The sequence below is a fragment of the Pseudomonas sp. O230 genome, assembly GCF_045447035.1.
In the GTDB taxonomy this organism is placed as follows: Bacteria; Pseudomonadota; Gammaproteobacteria; order Pseudomonadales; family Pseudomonadaceae; genus Aquipseudomonas.
Map to the genome: position 1 here is coordinate 341,014 of NZ_JBJGXN010000004.1, position 21,303 is coordinate 362,316.

General features: G+C 56.3%; 13 protein-coding genes. 10 read left to right on the plus strand and 3 right to left on the minus strand.

Translation table 11 applies throughout. The features are described 5' to 3' along the window. Positions 1–273: 273 nt before the first annotated feature. Both ACI77H_RS10450 and ACI77H_RS10455 read left to right on the plus strand, forming a co-directional pair. The gene (locus ACI77H_RS10450; protein WP_407011830.1) at positions 274–780 is read left to right on the plus strand and encodes a hypothetical protein; all 507 of its coding nucleotides are present in this window, start codon (positions 274–276) and stop codon (positions 778–780) included. 42 nt (positions 781–822) lie between these two features. Further along, complete coding sequence (locus ACI77H_RS10455) at positions 823–2,547, plus strand: hypothetical protein (RefSeq protein ID WP_407011831.1); 1,725 nt, start codon at positions 823–825, stop codon at positions 2,545–2,547. 121 nt (positions 2,548–2,668) lie between these two features. On the opposite strand, the gene ACI77H_RS10460 is transcribed toward ACI77H_RS10455, so the two are convergent. Further along, on the minus strand, positions 2,669–4,192 hold the full coding sequence (locus ACI77H_RS10460) for a fumarate hydratase (protein WP_003214142.1): 1,524 nt from the start codon (positions 4,190–4,192) through the stop codon (positions 2,669–2,671). A gap of 435 nt (positions 4,193–4,627) precedes the next feature. Here ACI77H_RS10460 and ACI77H_RS10465 point away from each other — a divergent pair, with 435 nt between their 5' ends. Genes ACI77H_RS10465 through ACI77H_RS10475 form a run of 3 tightly spaced genes read left to right on the plus strand, consistent with a single transcriptional unit; the run spans position 4,628 to position 7,441 of the window. Continuing rightward, positions 4,628–5,734 (plus strand): GGDEF domain-containing protein, encoded by a 1,107-nt coding sequence (locus ACI77H_RS10465; protein ID WP_407011832.1) that lies wholly within the window; start codon positions 4,628–4,630, stop codon positions 5,732–5,734. Then, positions 5,727–6,662 (plus strand): iron-sulfur-binding ferredoxin reductase, encoded by a 936-nt coding sequence (locus ACI77H_RS10470; protein ID WP_407011833.1) that lies wholly within the window; start codon positions 5,727–5,729, stop codon positions 6,660–6,662. The genes ACI77H_RS10465 and ACI77H_RS10470 overlap by 8 nt, the downstream gene beginning before the upstream one ends. A gap of 29 nt (positions 6,663–6,691) precedes the next feature. After that, on the plus strand, positions 6,692–7,441 hold the full coding sequence (locus ACI77H_RS10475; RefSeq protein ID WP_407011834.1) for an enoyl-CoA hydratase-related protein: 750 nt from the start codon (positions 6,692–6,694) through the stop codon (positions 7,439–7,441). A 222-nt stretch (positions 7,442–7,663) separates the two neighbouring features. Here ACI77H_RS10475 and pyk read toward each other — a convergent pair whose 3' ends face one another. Then, entirely contained in the window at positions 7,664–9,115 is a 1,452-nt protein-coding gene (gene pyk / locus ACI77H_RS10480; RefSeq protein ID WP_407011835.1) for a pyruvate kinase, read from the minus strand. Positions 9,116–9,291: 176 nt separating this feature from the next. Here pyk and ACI77H_RS10485 point away from each other — a divergent pair, with 176 nt between their 5' ends. Beyond that, on the plus strand, positions 9,292–9,669 hold the full coding sequence (locus ACI77H_RS10485; protein ID WP_407011836.1) for a tetratricopeptide repeat protein: 378 nt from the start codon (positions 9,292–9,294) through the stop codon (positions 9,667–9,669). A gap of 251 nt (positions 9,670–9,920) precedes the next feature. Beyond that, the gene (locus tag ACI77H_RS10490) at positions 9,921–10,280 is read left to right on the plus strand and encodes a PilZ domain-containing protein (RefSeq protein ID WP_407011837.1); all 360 of its coding nucleotides are present in this window, start codon (positions 9,921–9,923) and stop codon (positions 10,278–10,280) included. Positions 10,281–10,369: 89 nt separating this feature from the next. Here ACI77H_RS10490 and ACI77H_RS10495 read toward each other — a convergent pair whose 3' ends face one another. Further along, positions 10,370–10,561, minus strand: a complete 192-nt coding sequence (locus ACI77H_RS10495; RefSeq protein ID WP_407011838.1) for a hypothetical protein — start codon at positions 10,559–10,561, stop codon at positions 10,370–10,372. 112 nt (positions 10,562–10,673) lie between these two features. Between ACI77H_RS10495 and ACI77H_RS10500 the strand changes: the two genes are divergently transcribed. From ACI77H_RS10500 to ACI77H_RS10510, 3 genes are all read left to right on the plus strand, one after another. After that, a complete protein-coding gene (locus tag ACI77H_RS10500; RefSeq protein ID WP_407011839.1) occupies positions 10,674–15,839 on the plus strand; it encodes a Tc toxin subunit A in 5,166 nt (1,721 codons plus the stop codon). Between the two features lie 153 nt (positions 15,840–15,992). After that, positions 15,993–20,600: a neuraminidase-like domain-containing protein gene (locus ACI77H_RS10505; protein ID WP_407011840.1), complete on the plus strand. Its 4,608-nt coding sequence runs from the start codon at positions 15,993–15,995 to the stop codon at positions 20,598–20,600. Positions 20,601–20,690: 90 nt separating this feature from the next. After that, on the plus strand, positions 20,691–21,233 hold the full coding sequence (locus ACI77H_RS10510) for a hypothetical protein (protein WP_407011841.1): 543 nt from the start codon (positions 20,691–20,693) through the stop codon (positions 21,231–21,233). The last annotated feature ends 70 nt before the right edge of the window (positions 21,234–21,303 follow it).

A 21,303-nucleotide genomic window follows, 5' to 3' on the forward strand; every position in this document is an offset into this window, starting at 1 on the left:
TGACCTGTCATATCTGACAGGTGTTCAACATTGTTGAAAAGTACTTTCGGTGTGTGGGATTAAACAGCCAGCTTCCCGATTTAAAAAACGAAAAAGACCGTGCCGAATAGTTAATTCCTGTCTGATATATCGAAAAGAACAATTAATGTGTTCTTTTTATTCCTACAAGAGCTAAAAAACTGTCATGTATGACAGTCGCTGCCGATCGTACTTTTACCGATAGTGAAGTAACTGGATCTTTACAGTCATGTTCGACTATCGGGAGACGCCCCAATGGCACTTGATCGAAAATCTGAAGCAAGCTTTTCCGCTACACCGTTGTACCTTTGCCATGGTGGTTCCCATACCTTCACTTTGAAGGCTGAAGAGCACAGTCCCTGGGTCAACCAGGAATTTGAGGAGGGCGGGGCTGTCTGGACGATCAATTGCCCGCCTAAAGGTCCTGATGCGCCGGTGGAAGCGCTCCAGTTTTGGGTTCAAATCGAGTACACCTCGCCGGCCTGTAAAGTTGATGCCTCACTGGGGCATCACCGGCTAGTTCTTGATGATGTAATCGGTGGTGAGCAGTTTCAGGTGCTTGAGTATGGCGAACAGGCTGAGCTCGAGGTGCTTGAGAGTTCTAACTACACCAAGGGGGCTGCGGGGGTTTCGGCCCTTTGGAAGTTGGGAGATAGGGAAATCAAGTGGGCTGAGCCTGATGCCGACGGCTGGGTGCGGCATACATTCATTCCACCCGCCGCGGGCGTCCACGCTCTGAGTGTCACAGTGCCTAGTTTGTAATATGAGCAGGGCGAAATCCGTAAAGAGGTCTCGGTCCATGCGTTGACGCTGACGCCATGGGGCAACGATGCTGTCTTGGAGTTAGATGGGGAGCCGGTGGTAGATGTCATTGATCGAGGGCTCGTCTTCACGCGTGGGAAGTCGTATCCGTTGAGTCTTTTGAATGAAAACCTGCTGCTCAAGGACTCTACGCTTACCTTGAATTCAAACGGTGATCCGACAACTTTGGGTCTCTCCTTTGATCCAGATTTAGGCATGGCACGGACAATGGAAGCAAAAGAAATGCCATGGTCTATCAGCTCGTCGCCCGGTAACCACACAAGTGGCCTGTTTACATTCAAAGTCGCCTGTTCGAAGCTCAAAAAAGACTGGGATGTAACCGCACACCTGATTTCGGAGTCAATGGCGGACGAAGTGGCACGGGTTGAAGTCAACGACCTGCTTATTTCGGAGCTTGGGGCGATATTTTTCCGCGAAGACACTCGCCCGCTGACGGTGACCTTTGAACCCGGAATGCGTGGATTGTGGGTGGCGTTGGAGGAGGTCGGTGAACCGGCTCTTGGAATGAAATACTCTCCGGCGCTCAAAACGCTGGTTCAAGTACCGGAGAGTCTGAAACTGAGTTGGCAGGTTACGGGAGGGGAGAGCACCGGTATTTTCTGGCTACAGATCGTGTGCCCTGATGTATCGGAACCATTTGGTATCAAGGGTAGGGTGGTATCCAGAATTGCGGCCGAAGAAATAGAGGCTCTCCGGCTCGGTTGGGTGACTCTCGACCTCAAAAAACCGGAACCCAAATTTATTCGTGACACCACGAACCAACTAATCTTGCAGATAAAGCCCGAGAGTGCATTGATTGGCATGAAGGTCGCTTTAGTAGCTGTGGACGGTGATCCGGATCTTGGGATGAGTTATGTTCCAGATTTGGGGGAGTCCAATGCGAGAGTGATACCTGCTGACGGAAAACTATTGTGGGGGGTCCGCCCGGGCAAGGTCAAAAGCGGGCTTTTCGGGCTGCACTTACGCTTTATCGAAATCGATGCAGTTTTGCCTTTAGTTTGTCGGTTGTTATCTAAAAATGTTTCGGATGAAGTAACAAGGCTTGAGGTCGATGGTAAGGTTGTTACAGCGCCTCTAGTGGTTTTTCTCCATGGAAAAACGCATCAGATCTCCGTGACTTTTCAGCCTTGGATGCAAGGGCTTAATACGTACTTGGGTAGTGATGGCAAATTTATAGTGTCTAATCCGCCATTAATGGAGTCCGTTGAGATTCCGGATGATCTAACTGTTAATTGGCAAGTAAATAACACTGGGGTCAGCACTTTCAATGGTGTCACTGTTAGTGTGCGAGGGGATAGAGCACCCATAGTAGAGATGGCGAGTATGGGTATCTCGTCTCGACACTTATCGGAAAACCTCTTGGATGAAATTCAATACTTCTTTCTTAACAAGAAGTCAATAAATCTGAGTCTGATGGATCTTGGATTTGATAATTCGGGTAAAAATGTCATAGAGTTGCAGTTCAAGGGGGCAACCAATACATATGGGGCTTTACAAGGAATAGGGGTGGTTTTAGAAGCAGTAGATGATGGTTTAGGTTCTGATCTGGTATTTGAACCTCCTTTGGGTGAGGTTCGATATTTTTCGAATAACCATTACGTTCAATGGAGAGTTCTCGGTGTTTCGCAAAGTAGCTCTTTTAATCTGAAGTTGCGTTTTATTTATTTTGATGCGGAATATATATTGCATTGTCGACAGTTGTCGTAGTGGTTTTTTGATGTTGAGAGCAGTCGCAGGTGTATGAACGGAGAAAGTGGATGTAGCGGTTTTATTAAATCGCGCTGTTTTTCTAAAACAGCGCGATTTTTTTTCATCAGCAGCTAGTCGCTTACTGCACTTCCACCGCCAGACTCTCACTGATCTTCTTCTGCCAGATCGCAGGCCCAGTGATATGCACCGACTCACCCTTGCTATCAACGGCAACGGTGACCGGCATGTCTTTCACGTCGAACTCGTAGATCGCTTCCATGCCCAGTTCGGCGAACGCCACCACGCGGGATTTCTTGATCGCTTGCGCCACCAGGTAAGCCGCGCCGCCGACTGCCATCAGGTAAACGGCTTTGTGGTCCTTGATCGCTTCGATGGCGGTCGGGCCGCGTTCGGATTTGCCGATCATGCCCAGCAGGCCGGTTTGCTCGAGGATCTGGCGGGTGAACTTGTCCATCCGCGTTGCAGTGGTCGGGCCAGCCGGGCCAACCACTTCTTCGCGCACCGGATCAACCGGGCCGACGTAGTAGATGAAGCGACCTTTCAGGTCTACCGGCAGGGTTTCACCCTTGTTCAGCATCTCGACCATGCGCTTGTGCGCGGCGTCGCGACCGGTGAGCATCTTGCCGTTGAGCAGGACGGTTTCGCCCGGCTTCCAGCTCTGCACGTCTTCCGGGGTCAGGGTGTCGAGGTTGACGCGACGGGCCGACGGGCCTGCTTCCCAGACGATTTCCGGGTAGGCGTCCAGCGGTGGCGCTTCCAGGGAGGCCGGGCCGGAACCGTCGAGCACGAAGTGCGCGTGACGGGTGGCGGCGCAGTTCGGGATCATGCACACCGGCAACGAAGCGGCGTGGGTCGGGTAATCCATGATCTTCACGTCGAGCACGGTGGTCAGGCCACCGAGGCCCTGGGCGCCGATACCCAACTGGTTGACCTTCTCGAACAGCTCCAGGCGCATCTCTTCGATACGGTTGGACGGGCCGCGCTTCTTCAGCTCGTGGATGTCGATGGATTCCATCAACACTTCTTTGGCCATCACCGCGGCTTTCTCGGCAGTGCCGCCGATGCCGATGCCGAGCATGCCCGGTGGGCACCAGCCGGCGCCCATGGTCGGAACGGTTTTCAGCACCCAGTCGACGATCGAGTCGGACGGGTTGAGCATGGCCATTTTCGACTTGTTCTCGGAACCGCCGCCCTTGGCCGCCACGTCCACTTCCACGGTGTTGCCCGGAACGATGGAGTAATGGATAACGGCCGGTGTGTTGTCCTTGGTGTTTTTACGAGCGCCCGCCGGGTCGGCGAGGATCGAGGCACGCAGGACGTTTTCCGGCAGGTTGTACGCCTGGCGTACGCCTTGGTTGATCATGTCGTCCAGGCTCATGGTGGCGCCATCCCAACGCACGTCCATGCCGACACGGACGAACACGGTGACGATGCCGGTGTCCTGGCAGATCGGGCGGTGGCCGGTGGCGCACATGCGCGAGTTGATCAGGATTTGCGCCATCGAGTCACGGGCCGCTGGCGATTCTTCGCGCAGGTAGGCTTCGTGCATCGCCTGGATGAAATCCACGGGGTGGTAATAGGAAATGAACTGCAGGGCGTCAGCAACGCTCTGAATCAGGTCGTCTTGCTTGATCACGGTCATGAGTCGCGCTCCTCTAAAAGACGGGAACATTCAATAAGGTGCTTGCAGCTTGGGTGCATCGGTCGGTTGCAAGCACCTTTCAAGGCACGCCGGGCATGCTGGCGCGACGCTAAAAAGGCGCGGCAGTATAACGCGCCTCGCAGGCGGGCACACGCGCCGACAGTCAATCGTTGGTCGCATAGGTCGTCGATACGGATTGAGTCTGCGAGCACGATCCCCTGTAGGAGCCGGCTTGCCGGCTCCTACAGGTCCGCATTCGCGAGCAAGCCCGCACACAAAGGATCGTGCGCAAATTAGTGTTCAGTCGGTCATCGCATTGGCGCCAGTTTAAAGCTCAAAAATTGAATGGTCATTTATCAGACACGCCACTAAAGTGGCATTCGGTCTGTAGAGTAGGACACTCGATCAGCCTCCTTTCGCACGGTGAGTCAACGATTGACCCATAACGCTATCCAGCGCCTTTTGCTCAAACGTTTTGCCCTTGCGGCCGGCACCTACGCCCTGGCTCTACTGCTGCTGTGGCTGGCGTTTTTCACCGGCCACTACGATGAGCCCCTGGCCAACGTCGCCGTTGGCAGCGCATTGGTGGTCATCAGCCAGGCAGCGCTGTTCGCGGTGTTTTACAGCGGCTGCAATCTGCGGTTTTCCGATCCCAGTCTGACTGAAACGCAAGTATTACTCGGGCTGGGCTGGCAAACCTGGCTGATCGCCAATCTGGACGAGGCCCGTGGCGCGTTCCTGGTGTTCTACGTGCTAATTCTGTTGTTCGGACTGTTTCACCTGTCGCGCCGCGCCTTTGCGCGGTGCGCGTTGCTGGTGTTTTTCAGTTTCAGCGCGATCACGCTGTGGGAGGGCTACCACTTTCAGTTGGCCGACCCGGCGCTGGCCGCGTTGCAGGTGTGCGTGCTGTTTATCGTGCTGGTCTGGCTGGAGCTTTACGCTCGATACGTCCAGGCCTCGCGTCAACGGATGCGTCAGCGCCGCTTTGCCTTGCAGGCGCATCAGGACACCCTGCGCGGGATGATGCGCCAGCTCGAAGACCTGGTGGCCACCGACGAATTGACCGGATTGTTCAACCGCCGGCATTTCCTGCGCATGGCCTCCCGTGAGCTCAACGCCATGGAGCCCGGCGTGGTGCATGGCCTGGCGTTGATTGACCTCGACCACTTCAAGCGCATCAACGACGTGCACGGCCACGCTGCTGGCGATCAGGTGCTGCAAGCCTTTGCCGGTGTGGCCAGCGCTTGCCTGCGCGAGGGCGATGTGCTGGCCCGTTATGGCGGTGAAGAGTTCGTAGTGCTGCTGCCCGATTGCAGTGCCGAACGCCTGACCTCCTGTTGCGAGCGGTTGCGGATTGCCTTCACCGACGTCGAGTTGATCGGCCTGAAGGTCGGCAATCTCAGCCTGTCGGCGGGCATGACCCTGCTGGAACTGGGCGACGATCTCGACGACGCCTTGCAGCGTGCCGATCAGGCGCTCTATCGCGCCAAACGCGGCGGCCGCAATCGTTGCGCGGCGGCGTGGGAGAACGTCGATGCCTGAGTTACGGGTCGGCGATCGGCAATGGTCGGTGGCAGTGGGCAGCAACCTGCTCGACGCGCTGAATCAAAACGGCGTGTCCGTTCCCTACAGTTGCCGCGCCGGCAGTTGTCATGCCTGCCTGGTGCAATGCACGCAAGGATTGCCGAGTGACAGCCGCCCCGATGCCCTGAGTGCAGAGCAGCGTCAGCAAGGCTGGCGCCTGGCGTGCCAGTGTCAGGTGGTCGAGGATTTGCAGGTACATGCCTTCGACCCGCAACAGGACGGTCGTCCGGCCGAGGTCGCCGCCGTCGATTGGTTGAGCAGCAGCGTTTTGCGTCTGCGCCTGACGCCACTACGCCCGTTGCGCTACAGCGCCGGACAGCATCTGGTGTTGTGGAGCGGCAACGTGGCGCGGCCTTATTCATTGGCCAGCCTGCCGGAAGAAGACCGCTTTCTGGAGTTTCACCTTGATTGTCGCCAGCCCGGCGCATTCAGTGCCGCCGCGCGTCATTTGCAGATCGGCGACTCGCTGCGGCTCGGCGAGCTGCGTGGCGGCGCGCTGCATTACGACGCCGACTGGCACGCCCGCCCGCTGTGGCTGATGGCCGCCGGCACCGGGCTGGGCCCGTTGTTCGGCGTCTTGCGCGAAGCCCTGCGCCAGGATCACCAAGGCGCCATCCGCGTGATTCACCTGGCTCATGATGCCGATGAGCATTATCTGGCCAAACCCCTGCAAGCCATGGCCGCCAGCCGCCCCAACCTCAGTATCGAGCTGTGGACACCGACCGAGTTGCCCGCGGCTTTGGCGCAACTGCGGCTTGTTTCCCGGCAAACCCAAGCCTTACTCTGCGGGTCCCCCGACAGCGTCGACGCCTTCGCCCGGCGCCTGTACCTGGCGGGACTGCCGCGCAATCAACTGCTGGCCGACGTCTTCCTGCCTCGCGGTTGAGCGCTGATTTTTCAGACGCGAGACCTTCCATGACCGATGCCATCCAGATTGAACGCGAACGCGGCCTGTTGACCTTGCGCCTGAATCGCCCCGACAAGAAAAACGCCCTGACCCGTGCGATGTACGGCCACTTGGCCGAAGCGTTGAAACAGGCTGATATCGACCCCGAAATCAACGCCGTGCTGATCACCGGCAGCGCCGAGTGCTTCACCGCCGGCAATGACATCGCCGACTTCATTCAACAACCGCCGAGCAACCTCGACAGCCCGGTGTTCCACTTCATGCTCAACCTGCTCGAATGCCGCAAACCGGTGATCGCTGCCGTGGCTGGCGCCGCCGTGGGAATCGGCACGACGCTGCTGCTGCATTGCGATCTGGTGTATGTCGCCCGTGACGCGCGATTGCGCATGCCCTTCGTCAATCTTGGCTTATGCCCGGAATTCGGCTCCAGTCTTTTATTGCCTCGCTTGCTTGGGCATGCCAAAGCGTCTGAGTTGTTGCTGCTGGGCGAAGGCTTCAGCGGGGAGCAAGCGGCCGAGTGGGGGATTGCCACCGAAGCCCTGGGCAGTGGCGAAGCGGCGTTGGCCAAGGCACGGGAAATGGCCCTGCGTTTCGAATCGCTGCCGCCGGAAGCGGTGCGCATCAGCAAGCAATTGATGAAGGCCCCGGACCGCGAGCAACTGCGCAAGGTGATCGAAGAAGAGGGCGCGTTGTTCACCCAACGGCTGCGCTCGCCGGAGGCGATTGCGGCGTTGTCGGGGTTTATCAATCGGCATTGAATTGGCGTTGGCCGGGCGAGCCTCATCGCTGGCAAGCCAGCTCCCACAGTGGTCGGTATTGTTCACAAATCGTGTGACCGCCACAAAACCCTGTGGGAGCGGGCTTGGTCTGGGCGGCATTCCGACGAAGGGGCCAGATCAAGCGAAACATTTTTTGGATCAGAAACCAAAAAAGCCCCGCCATTCACATGGCGGGGCTTTTGTTTTTCAGCAACCGTTCACTCAGACCTGCGGGTCGCCAACGTGCAGGATTTTCATCCCGTTGGTGCCGCCGGTGGTGTGGTAGCTGTCGCCCTTGGTCAGGATGACCCAGTCGCCTTTCTCTACTACGCCGCGCTTCACCAGCTCGTCGATAGCCTTCTGGCTGACTTCATTAGGCGCCAGCGAAGCCGGATCGAACGGGATGGTGTACACGCCACGGAACATCGCTGCGCGCGCCTGGGCTTCGCGGTGTGGTGTGAACGCGTAGATCGGCACCGAAGAACGGATGCGCGACATGATCAACGGCGTGTAGCCACTTTCGGTCAGGGCGATGATCGCCTTCACACCCGGGAAGTGGTTGGCGGTGTACATGGCCGCCAGCGCGATGCTCTGGTCGCAGCTTTCGAAGACCTTGCCGATGCGGTGGCTGGAGGTCTTGCTGGTCGGGTGCTTTTCAGCGCCGACGCAGATGCGCGCCATCGCTTGCACGGCTTCCAGCGGGTACAGGCCGGCAGCACTTTCTGCCGAGAGCATCACGGCATCGGTGTAGTCGAGCACGGCGTTGGCTACGTCAGACACTTCGGCACGGGTCGGCATCGGGTTCTGGATCATCGACTCCATCATCTGGGTCGCGACGATCACAGCCTTGTTGTGGCGGCGTGCGTGCAGAATGATTTTCTTCTGGATGCCCACCAGCTCGGCGTCGCCGATTTCCACACCCAGGTCGCCGCGAGCAACCATCACCGCGTCGGACGCTTCGATCAGCGCGTCGAGGGTCGCGTCGTCAGCCACGGCTTCGGCACGTTCAATCTTCGCCACCAGCCAGGCAGTGCCGCCGGCTTCGTCGCGCAGTTGACGGGCGTAGTTCATGTCGGCAGCGTCGCGCGGGAAGGACACGGCGAGGTAGTCGACCTGCATTTCTGCGGCGAGCTTGATGTCGGCCTTGTCTTTCTCGGTCAGGGCTGGCGCGGTCAGGCCACCGCCGCGACGGTTGATGCCTTTATGGTCGGACAGCGGACCGCCGATGAGCACGGTGCAATTCAGTTCGGTGGCGGTGGCGGTATCGACGCGCATCACCACGCGGCCGTCGTCGAGCAGCAGCTCGTCGCCCACACCGCAGTCCTTGACCAGGTCCGGGTAGTCGATGCCGACCACTTGCTGGTTGCCTTCGGTCAGAGGATGGCTGGTGGAGAAGGTGAATTGATCACCGATCTTCAGCTCGATCTTCTTGTTGGCGAATTTGGCAATACGGATTTTCGGGCCTTGCAGGTCACCCAGCAGGGCGACGAAGCGGCCGTGCTTGGCAGCGAGGTCACGCACCAGTTTCGCGCGAGCCTTGTGCTCGTCGGGGGTGCCGTGGGAGAAGTTCAGGCGGGCGACGTCCAGGCCAGCCAGAATCAGCTGTTCGAGAACTTCCGGCGAGTTACTGGCCGGGCCAAGGGTAGCGACGATTTTGGTACGACGGACGGACATGCAAAGACTCCTGAGTTCAAGCGCTGAGTGAGGCTACTATGGTCCGTGGGTGTAGTCATTGTTCATGTGCACTACTTTTTGTGAAGAGCTTTGTTATTCGTTTCTTTCTTTAACCGAACAATCCTGAAGATTTCCGCTCACGGGTCGATACAGAGTTCAAGACAGGAGAACCCCCAATGCGATTCGTGCTCATAGCCGCCCTTGCCCTCAGTGTCGTGGGCTGCACCCGTTTTTCGATGAACCATCATTTGAATAATGCCTACAGCGCTTATGACCGTGGCAATTGCGAGCAGGTGACGCTCGAACTGTCCAAAGTCGAACGCGCCAGCCGCGCGCGGCCTTATGTGTGGCCAGAGGTATCGATGCTGCGCGGTTTGTGTCTGGAACGGCAGAAAATGTTCGTCGATGCGGCGCAAACCTATCAGTTCATCCAGACGGCGTACCCGCAAAGCGAGTACGCCTACCGCGCCCGCGCCCGCTTGGAAACCTTGCAGTCGCTGGGTCATTATCCGCTGCGCAGCACAGCCGCCGTGGTTCGCCCGACCCGGTTCTGATTGCAGTTGTCATCCCAAGGCTGGCTCACCCACGACGGTGAGCTATAGTCCAATGACCGGTTCAGAGCCTTGCCTCTCAACCGAGGTAACACCTGTGATCGGCAGGAGTAAGCGACAGCGGTTGCATGGACTGGCGCACCGGGATCGGGGAGAGCGCGCCCATTGCCTGGCTCTTGTTTGATAAAGGCAGGCAGGCCCGTTCCGAAGTATTAGTGCGGCTCTGCTTAAGGGCCTTGCCGGGCGAATTGCGCATGTTCACTGACCGCCGGATCGAGCGGCATCAACTGCCGTATTTTCTGAAAGTGTTCAACGGTGTCACCGACAAACCGATTGGTTTCCTGGGTAACGTCTCCGCTGATGGGCTGATGCTCATCAGTCAGTTCCCGATGATGATCGGCGCCGATTTCGATCTGCGCCTGAAAATCCCCATGATCGATGGCTGCCAGCAAGTCATCGACTTCAAGGCTTTCTGCCTGTGGTGCCATGAAGACACGACCCCTCACCACTATGACGCCGGGTTCAGCCTGCAACGGGCACCGCCGGAGTATGGGCAATTGGTCGGGGCGTTGAAGCAGTACTTCAGTTTTCAGCCGTTGCCGGCTTCGGCGTGAGTTGAATCGGCATCGCGAGCTTGCTCCCACGTTAGATCGGCTATGAACTCCCTCGATCAACTGTAGGAGCGAGCTTGCTCGCGATGGCGTCAATCCAGACACCCCAAAAGCAACGACTGCGCGACGCCGCCGACCCCCTCTGCCTGATCGCTCTCCAGCGACTTATCCATCCCCAACTCACTCAACTGATAAGTCCCACGGCCATAGGGTGTGCCTTGTTGTCGAGGCTGTTGGTCAACGTAATTTCGCACATACCACTCGTCGGGACTGTCAGTTTTCACAGGTGTGGCACTTGTGGCGTACAGCGTAAAAAAGACCTCGGATGCAGTCGCATATTCGCTCTCCAGCCTTCGGGCCAATCAGAGCGCACTTCCTGACAGGCTGGAGGCAACAATGAGCAAGGACTTCACCAACCCACCCCTCAAGCAACTGTTCGACATGACACCAGGTGTGCAAGACGCATCGGCCATGGGAAACGTCGAGCGCTACATTGAAGAAGGCGGCTCGGTTTTCAATATGTTGAAGATGGGGCCTCAGCGCTTGGTGGAGACGTTCGGACTGCACAGCAGTGACGCGAAAGTGCTGCTGGACAAAGCCCAGGTCCTGGCGGTGCATACCGCTCGTGAGTTTCGCGAACAACGCCTGGTGAGGCCTGGACCTCCCAATCCGCTGCATCGGACCGGTATCAGTGCGTGGGCGGGCGGACCTACTTTCGACGATTTGTTCGACCCGGATTGGGAAGGTGCGAGCCCGTCACAGAGCCCGGATTCGAGCATTTCTCCGGTGGCGTATTTTTTGCGACTGGTGTTGCTGGCCCGAGATCTTGAAGCCCGATCCAAGAACAACGCAGGGTTGATTGAGTTCGAAACCCGGCGGCCCGATCTTGTCAAGCTCATCCTTGACACAACGAGCATGTTCCAGATCAAACCAACCGTATCCCTGGTCAATGAAGTGCTGGAAAGCATCATCGAATCGTTCCTCACGCCGGCAGCGTTGAACAATCAAGTGGTCGATGACCATTTGCTGGAGCAGCGTTTTCCATTCCGCTCCATGCCGTTCGAGTGGTATTTCGAACAATGGAAGCAGGTATTGGAGGTGAACAAACTGTCTCTGGGGGAGGTCGTGCGGACCATCGATGAGTCCGGCCCCTACTTCAAACAACCAGGTGCCCGTGGCGTTTTTTCGGACATTGCGCTGCATCAATCCTGCAACATCGGGCCACAAGGGCAACGCTTGCTGACCGAGAGTTTTCTTCCCGTCAGAGCGACTACCGCCGAATGGACAAAGTTCTATAGCGATAATTTTGGCTCGACGGGCACTGAGCTGCTGGACTCGGTGCATTTCTGCGCCAAGACCTCAATTGAGGCAGAGGCCCTGACCTCATTGTTGTCGATTGAAGGTTACGCACCGAAGCGTTCCAGCAATGTGGAGTGGCCGCAACCGGAAGGGCCGGAAGACTCGCAGTTATCCAAAGAGTTCGGTTCGGCCTACATCAATCATGGCGACGAAAAAGTGATTACGCTGTCGGATCCCGCAGCGGGTAAAACTCGTCAATTCACCAACGCCATCGGCAACCGGTTTGAGCGGATAAACCGGATTCTTCGCCTCAGTCGCTGGCTGGAGTTGCCTGTGGACCAATGCGATCGGCTGATCATGGCCGCGTTCAAAGCGGAGCTGCGGGGGGACATCCTTGACCCGGAAGTCCGCAAAATCGCGCTGTCAAGTAAACCTTCCCGGATCACTTCCAATACCTTGCGGGCCATCGGCCTGTTTCAGGAGTTTCGCCTGCGCTTCAAATGCTCAGCCGAGCAATTTGCGGCCCTGATTGATGAGATTTCCCCTTATAGCCGTGGGGAAGGACTTTCACAGTTCGACCGTATCTTCAACGCCCAGGCATTTTTTGATACGCCGCTGAAGGCGGACAACGGTTACTTCGCGATCGAAGCGCAAACTCGCGCCGACAAGCGCACCGTCGATCAGATTTGCACCAGCCTGGGCATCAATCAGGAGACCTGGCGCTACCTCGCACGCTTCGTGGCCAAGAGCTACAACCTCAGGGACGAACTGCAACGCAGCCTGCCGATACTCTCTTCCTTGTATCGTTTGGTATTGCTGGCTTCGTTCCTGCGCATCAGCGCCATAGAACTGGCGGCATTGCTGGAGACCTTCAGCGAGAAAAACGGCAGCGAATTGCTCCAACGCGTGCTCGGCGAATCCAGGTTACTGATCAGCGGCACCAGCGGCGTTGGCGACGTTTTGAACGTGATGCAGGCGGTGCAATCCTGCGTCCAGTGGGCGCAGGAAAACGACTTGAGCGTGCTTTGGCTCGTGCAGAAGGTGGCGCCCGTGATCGCACCTCCTTTGGCCACTGAAGCAGAAGTCACGCTGCTGCAGGAAGTCCACAAGCGACTGCACCCGGTGCGATTCTCCGAGGCCGCGCTTCGGGCCGCAGGCGTACCTCAAAGCAATGATTCCGCGCAGGCGGGCTGGCTGACACTGCTTGATAATGTCGTTGACGCTAATGGCCTGGTGTTGGGGAAAGAAGGCGATGACGAGGACTACGAGCGGGTGGCTCGCGGAGAAATTCAAACGGCTGTCGAGATGGCGAACTTGCCGCCTGGGGATGTTGAGCGTGTTCGCAGCGTAATTCTGGCATTGCTGCTGCAAGCCAGGGATGCGCAACGGGCAGTGGTGCAGGAAAGTTTGTCGGTGTATTTGAGCATTTCACAGGACCTGGCGCTGCCGTTACTCCGTTGGGTCAATACGAACGGTGTTTACCTGCTGTTGTTGGAGACGGCGCGAGCGCTGGACGCCGTCACTTCAGGTACGGAGAAGGTCAAGGTCGGCGATGATGTGCTCAGCTTGCTGGCACACCTGGTACGACGTGCTGAAGTGGTTCAACAACTGGGGCTGAGTTCCGCCATGCTGATGGCCCTGACCCTGCGAGAGAACTGGGAGTGGTTTGGCCTCAAGCATCCAAAAGAGCTCACGCTCAGCACCTTGTATTACCTGACGCTGTTTCAGCGGGTGGTGGCCGAAACCGGACAGCCCGCGGAAAAACTTCTGCATTACCTGGAACTGGTCAATGGGCTTCCGGAGAGTCTGACCCCTGAGGATGTGCGCCTGATTCGTGACTCTGCGGCAAGCTTGCTGGCGGAAGTGGTGCAGTGGGGCGTCAGGGAGGTGCTTGAATGCATCCTTTATCTGAAGCCGGAGGCCTCGAGAGTCCCGATCATTCGCGATATGTCGTCCCTGGATACCCTGCTGCGAATCCGTGCACTGGCGATCAGGACCGGGCTGGATGCCAAGGCCATCATCGGGTTGGGCGCGCTCACGCCGGACAGCGACAAGTACGCCTGCCGAAGCGCAGCAGAACATGTCCTGGAAAAATTGTCCGAGTCGGCCATTCAGGGCCAGGCGCAGTTGATCGGTGAAGTCGGCCAGAGCGTGACTCATGAAATCAGGTGCATCAACGACACCCTGATCGCCAATGTGGACAATCAATACGCCTTGATCGAACTGACCTTGCGTGATCTCACCAACCAGGTCGTGCCGAATGTCACGGTGAGCTGGAGCAGTGATCGTCCCGGATTACTCGCCAGTACGTCGATCACCGATAATGAGGGGCGTGCGGTGGTTCGCTTCAAACCGGAAAAATCGAAGTGGATGGGGGCTGTGCAAGTCAAAGCCACTTATGGCCTGGCCCAAGTGGTGTACTCGCCGAAAATTCTTATTGATTACGATGAGTCGTCGCTGGACTTCGACACCATAAGTAGCGATCCCGTCGGCAAAGAATTTTTGGCGGGTGGACAGGCATTTTTTGAAGCGGCTGTTCGTCTCGTGGATGGTTACAGCAACCCAGGGGTTGGTCGTACCGTGACATTTGCCGGGCGGGGAGTCGTTCCCGACCCGTGGTCGGTAAGCACGGATGAAAATGGCTTTGCCCGCACCCGAATCACCAGTATCGAACCCATTCAGAACGCGAGCGCAGTGGCCAGTTACAGCAACAGGGATCCGCTTGTCATCACTAGCATTACCTTTGTCGACAAGCCGTTCATCAAACTGTTGGAGGTGGTTTCGATGGCCGTTGCAGGGCAGCCAATGGTGATTCATTGCCATGTGATTGGCCTTGGCAAACTTCCGTCGGTCGGCGAGGAGGTCGGATTGTATTCGGGAACCGGCACGGACCCGATCGAAACGATTAAAACCGACGAAAACGGTATCGCTAAATTCACGGTGAGCGCGCCGCAAGCAGGAAATCAGTCCTTCACCGCCAAGGTGAAAATGGGGCAGCAGCAACTCGACATTTACGTGGCCAGCGGTGTGACTATTCACGGCGAGTCTCTGGACTATAAATTTCCCGTGGCGGGGGCACCCACCTCGTTGTGGGTCGAAACGCGGGAGGCCACGCACAATCAGGCGAAAGCGGTTGCCAGATGCCCGATCTGGTGGACAGTGACCAAAAAAACCACCAACGCTCGAAAGACGGTCGCAGGCCCGATCTCCTATCCGACGGACGCGTTGGGCCGTTCGACCTTCCCTTACGAGTTTCCAGAGGCGGGCGACTATGTGGTGACGGCAGACCGGTTAAGTACCCCGGAAGACAAACGCACGTTCAACATTACGGTCGTCGCGGCTATCAATTGGGTATTCAAATTGACGGACACCACAACAGCGACCGTCATCCGGCAAGTGACTGCCCGGGAGCGACTGGAATTTATCAGGGGCCGTCGCTATACGCTTGAGATCGACATGCCGGAATCAGTCGACCTTTCCGATGCGCGGGCCATGCTGGCCTGGACCGGTGAGTTCTCCGCCAATGGCCTGGGGATGGAGTTCACTCCGAAAACCGGTGCCTATGTGCTGGTAGGTGACAAGAAGACCCTCAGTTGGGACATCGTCTGCAAGGATCTGCGCAACAGCACGTTTGACCTGACGTTCTCCTGCAACCGGATTGACCAGCGCCTGGTGTTGCCTGGCCGTCTGGATGCACCGGCGCCGCAACTGATCTACCCCGCCGATGGCTCGCAAAAAGTGGAAGTCCAAACGCTGCTCCACGGCAAGGGCAGCCCGTCAGCCCAGATCTACATCTTTGAAAACCGGGATGAGAAGGCCCTGCTGGCCCGGACCAGCGTGCGTGACGATGGCACATGGTCGGTGAGGTTGGCCGAATTGCTGTCGACGGGGCCGCATGTGTTGTCGGTCAAGCAGCGGCATATCGATACGACCGAGGCGTGGGCAGTGGATGCTCGCGTAACAGTGACTGGCGCGTTTGTCGACAAACCAACAGTCCTGAGACCCGCCTCGGGCAGCACGGTCAGGGTTGAGTCCTGGATTGAGGGTTTGGGCATGCCTGGCGTTGAAGTGCGTGTGGTGAAGGCCAATTCTCCAACAGTAATTTATGCCCAGGGGATAGTGGACAAAAACGGCCATTGGCGGGTCCAGTTCAAGCCGAACCTTCTGCCGGGCGCACATGCCTTAGCGGCTGGGTTTTATGTGGAGGGGCTAGAAACATCGCAGTGGACCGGCTTGTCGTTGACAGTTGTTCCAAAATCTTAACGAGTCGGTATCGAAACCTGTTGTTGTAAAGTTGATTGAAAGATGAAGGCGCACTATCGAAAGACTGGAAACTGCAGTGCAGTATCCAGTCTTTCGCGGACTTCATCATGCCGAACAATACCCAGGGTCATGCAGGGTTTCAGGAGAATAACAGTGGAAAATTCTATTATTGGTAATTTGGAAGAGCGTCGTTGCATGGCCCTTGCGGACTTCTATCTTGGGAAAGTTGCACCGACTGAATCTGAAAGCAAACCGCTAAAGCTCACCTCGCTCCATGATTTGTATCACTACTTGCTTTTGGATAGTCAGGTCGGCCAGCAATTAGAGACATCGCGTCTGGCTGAGGCCATTGCTTGTCTGCAACAGTACATTGGCGCAATTTACAGTGGCCTGGAACCTGGGCATACAAAGGAGTTTACCCGCGATGAGTTAGTGGCCTGGCATCAGCGCTATTGCAATATCAGCGACTGGGCAGGTTATCAGATGTTGTGCGATTATTCGGAAAACTGGATAAATCCGACGCTACGCCTGACAAAATCCGAATCATTCAAAGAGCTTGAAAATAACCTCGGTCAAGCAAGCCTTAGCGATGCATCAGTGCAGATGGCCTTGTTTGAACACTTGAAAAACTTTGAAGAAATTTGCAACCTCGATATGTGTGCGGGGTACATCGACAGTCTTGACGGTACGGGAACGGGAAAGGGGGAGAACTTCAAGAATGCCGATTACTACTTGATTGCTCGGCAAAGGGTGCAACCTTTTGGCTATTTCTGGCGTAAAGCCCATGTCGAGTTAAATGCCAACAGCACGTTTCTCCCGCCGGCGGCCTGGACCGAATGGAAACCCATTGGCATTCCCGTTTCGGCGACGGTGCTGGCGATGCGGCCGGTGTTTTTCGCTGGGCGTCTGATGATCGTTCAGGCCGAAGGGTTGCAAGGGCCAGACAAGGTTGAAAAAGACAATGACGGTAAGGACATCACCGTGCCGGGCACTTGGCAGGTTGAGGTCAAGCTGTCTTATCTGGCCGTGAACGGAATTTGGTCGACGCCTTTGAGCCTGGGCAAAAAGGAATTTGCCAAGGCGTCCGAGGCGTCTGCGCGTCTGGTGGTGGTGACCTATTCCGGGACGACAAAAGATGTCGACGACACGCTGGCGGTGTGCTTTACCACTACGGACTTGCCTGCTGGTTTAACAATAGCGGAGGAAACGGATGAGCAGGAGCTCGGATGGATTTTCGCTCAGCGTAATGCCTTGTTTGAGCCGCAAACTCCCGACATCGCAAGTCTGAAGGTGTTGGCCAATGGGCGCTTTGCCAATCAGAACGGTTTACAGCACAAGCTTTTGCTTGGCGAACGCGCGGTACTGAGTCAAAAACGGTTGCCTCCATCAGTCGTGGCTGCTGTTGATCAGACTCGAGAAGGGAAGTTAAGTAAGTTTATTTCCTTGAATTTAAATTTCGCGAGTCGAAAAAGTGTAGTGGAGGGGGCGCTTCAGGCGACCAACGTATTACAAGTTCAAGGTGTCTATGATCTTGCTGGTTATGATTTTGAATTGTTAAAATTGCATATTAAGGACGTTTTCGAATTACCGGAGGGGGGCTGGACTGCGCAATATACGATAAATAAAATCGGTGCTAATTCCATTAGTCTGTCGGTGGTGACGGAGAAAGCCTTCCCCTTTTCATTGTGTCTGGATGATGTAAATGGGAAGCCAGTTGATATAGGCGTTTATTCGGTTGGAGATTTCGTAAAAGACAATAATAATTGGTATACGTTGTCTAGAAACATTGTTCTTACGCCTAAGCAGATGGAAGCGCTCTGGCTAATCAGGCGTTCAGAGATTGAGAGTGGTGCAGGGTTCAGTGTTTTTATGTTTGATAAATCCTGGTCGTTCAAACAAAAGACAGGTACTGCGTTCGCGCTGTCTGTGTCACGGTCCACTGAAAAAGTCGCAATGGCTCTTAAAATTTTGGACGGTAATACAGTTCTTCCAGGCCAATGGCAATCCCAAAGTTCATTAGAGGGCTGGTATGAAACCCCCTGGATCGAGTATCGCTGGACGGGTGACCCAGTCGGTAAAAAACTGAGTGTTGTCTGGGGTGAAAACCCTGAAGGCCGTTATGGTCGAGACCGCTATGACATCGAGATCAAACAGGTTCCCAACGCCAGCAACGTACCTTTGCTCAGCAAACAGGCCTCCGGCGCGCAGTTTCTGGATACTCGACCACTGGCAGTCACGGGGGTCCAATGGATACGCCTCAACTCTCTTTTCGGCCCTCAACTGGTGGCCAAGGCAGCTATTTCCATCGATGAGCTCTTGTCCCTGGCCACTCAGAATACCTTTGAGCCCGGACCAGTGAGCGGCAATGTCGCTATCGATTTCAACAGCGCCCACGGGCAGTTTTACTGGGAGCTGTTTTTTCATTTGCCGTTCCTGATTGCCCATCGCCTGTGTGAAGAGCGCAACTACCAGGAATCGCAGCGCTGGTACCAATACATATTCAACCCGCACATTCGAACCGCACGCCCGGGGGAAAAGGACCCAAGTGAACGCTTTTGGCTCTGTCGTCCCTTGCTGGAACCAGGAGACCTCAGCTACGAAGCCAAAAGCCTGGTGGACCCCGATGCCATCGCGTTTTCGGACCGGATTCACTACCGCAAAGCCATTTTCATGGGGTACGTGCGCTGCATCATTGCCCACGCCGATTCGCTTTACCGGCGGTTGACCCGCGACAGCCTGGTGGCGGCGAAACTGCAATACGTGCGTGCCTTGTCGCTGATGGGCCCGGCCCCCACTGCAAAAGCCATGAGCCGCTGGACGCCTCAGTCCGCAGAAGACATTCTCGGCGCCAAACCAGTGGCCGGTGCCTCGTCGCTGGAGACGTTCGCGCGGTCATTGAACGTCGACGTCGCGAACCTGCCGGCACGAGTCAATGGGACGCCCGACTTCGAACTGTTGGGGTTGGAAGATGTGCTGCGCCCATTCACCAACGATCAATTGCTCGACACCTGGAAATACATTGAAGAGTGCCTCTGGAACATGCGGCACAACCTGACCATCGATGGCAAACCAATGTCGTTGCTGTTGTATGCGCCGCCGACCAACCCGCTCGATCTGCTGCATGCACAGGCCGGTGGTTCATCGGGCGCGTCGCGCAACGCGGGGGGCTGGCTGAATATTCCGCACTATCGTTTTCGCACGATGCTGTCCACGGCGCAAAATGCGGTGCAAACCCTTATCGGGTTTGGCCGTGAGGTGCTTCAGTTGATGGAACAGCGTGATCGTGGGCAGCTGGAAGAATTGCAGCACAGCCATGTCATTGCACTGGGGGCACATGCGGTCACCATTCAGGAGGAGACGATCAAGCAGTTGCAGGCTTCCGAAGCCGCTTCAAAGAACAGTAAAAAAATGATTGAAGAGAAGGTTACCTACTATAGGGAGGTTCGTGATAAAGGCCTTTTGGCGTGGGAAGCAGGTGGGGATGTTCTGGCGCTCGCGGGTAAGATTGTTGGTGCATCCTCTGTAGTGCCAGACGCTGCTTCCGGCGCTGCTGACACTCCCCCCAACACTGTCATGGCAACAGCAACGGCAAGCCTGCCTCCCACTCTCGTCACAGTTGTCGGTGGCGGTCAACGCGGTGCGTCATTAAACAAGTCCGCTGCAGTGATAAGGGCTGGCAGCGCAGTATCCTATGCGGCTGGCGAGGCCTCGCAGCGGGCTGCTTACTACTATCGCCGAGATCAGGAATGGGCACATCTCGAAAGCCAGGCAAACAGCGAACTGATGGTCATCGAGGAGCAGCTCAAAAGCCATCACCACACACTCCTCGCAGCCAAAGCCAGCCTGGCTCAAACGAAAAAAGCCAACGAAAATGCCCAGGAGATTTACGCGTTCTACAAAACCCGGGCCACCAACGTCGAACTCTATCGCTGGCTATTGAGCCAGATGGCCACGTTGTACTTCCAGGCCTATGACGCCGTCGTGGCGTTGTGCTTGAGCGCGGAAGCCAGCTTCCAGTACGAGATGGGTGATTTCGACACGCGGGTGATTCGTCCCAACGTCTGGATGGACAATCGCCACGGCCTGAGCGCCGGGCAGTCGATGCAGCTTGACCTGCTGCGCATGGAACGCATGTTCCTGGAGCGCAACGAGCGTCGACTGGAGCTGACCAAGACGATCTCCTTGCGCCAGCTGTTCGAGCAAGGCAAGTACGCACTGGCAACCCCCTGGGAGTCGGTGATCGGTGAACTCAAGAAGGGCAAACTCGATTTCGAGTTCAGCCAGCGGATGTTCGACAGCGATTACCCAGGTCATTACTGCCGACAGATCACCAGCCTCTCACTGTCTTTTCCGGCGGTGCTTGGCCCTTATCAGGATGTTCGCGCAACCCTTACGCAAATCAGTAGCGCCACGGTGCTCAAAGCCAACATCGATTCGCTTGATTATTTTTATGGTGCCGAAGAAAACCCAATGCCGCCCCTCGATGTTTTGCTCAACCCACGGAGCCACCAGCAAGTAGGGGTCAGCCACGGCGTTGAGGATTCCGGCATGCATCAGGTGAATTTCGGTGATGAACGCTATCTACCGTTTGAGGGCACCGGCGCTGTTTCGCAATGGCGACTCGCGTTTCCGCGATCGACATCAGTTGACCAGAATAAGCTGATCAGCAGTCTGACGGACATCATTGTGCACGTGCGTTATCTGGCGAAGGCCGGTGGTACGGCTTACACCGAAGCGGTACTGGACAAACTGGGCGATTGAGCGCGAAGCGGCCCTGAGTACGGGGTGCTGACAAACGCAATGAATGGCAGTGGGCTGCATCTACAACCATGGATCAATAGAGGTGAAATCATGATGAGCGAAGACGAAATCCAGGGCCGTAATCTGGTTAAAGATGGCAGGTTTCCTCCGACGACGTGGAGAAGTAATTGGACCCACGATGGCGTCGGGAACGCGGTGACACGTGCGGATTCTGATTACGGTAACTACCTAATGATGAATCAAAAGGCTGGTGTTTCTCAGGCATTCGATACGGCGACCTTTACTGAGGAGCAACTGACGGGGGCAAGTTATCGGATTTCATTTCAGTATGAAAACTACGGGGAGGGCGGCAACGCCGGGGTAGAGATTGAAAATGATTCCGGGAAGAGAGATTTTATTGATTTGAGCGGCAAAAAAAACAGGCAGCCGCTAGCCGACTGGAATCACTATCCCTCTTATGAGATCAAGGATGTGGAGGCGGCCGATAAAAAAATTACTTTGCGCCTGCAGGGTTCTGATTTAAGTGAGTCGTTTGGATTGCGAATCACTGACATCAGCGTGGAGCTGCATCTCGTGCCTCTCAAGTTGAGCAAGCTCGATGTCGACGGAAGGTCTTATGAGGTACCCGCCTGAGTTTGTGTGTTGCGCAACCGTTGATGGCTGCGGCAGTCTTGGGCGCGAGTGAATGGGGGGCAGGGCATGA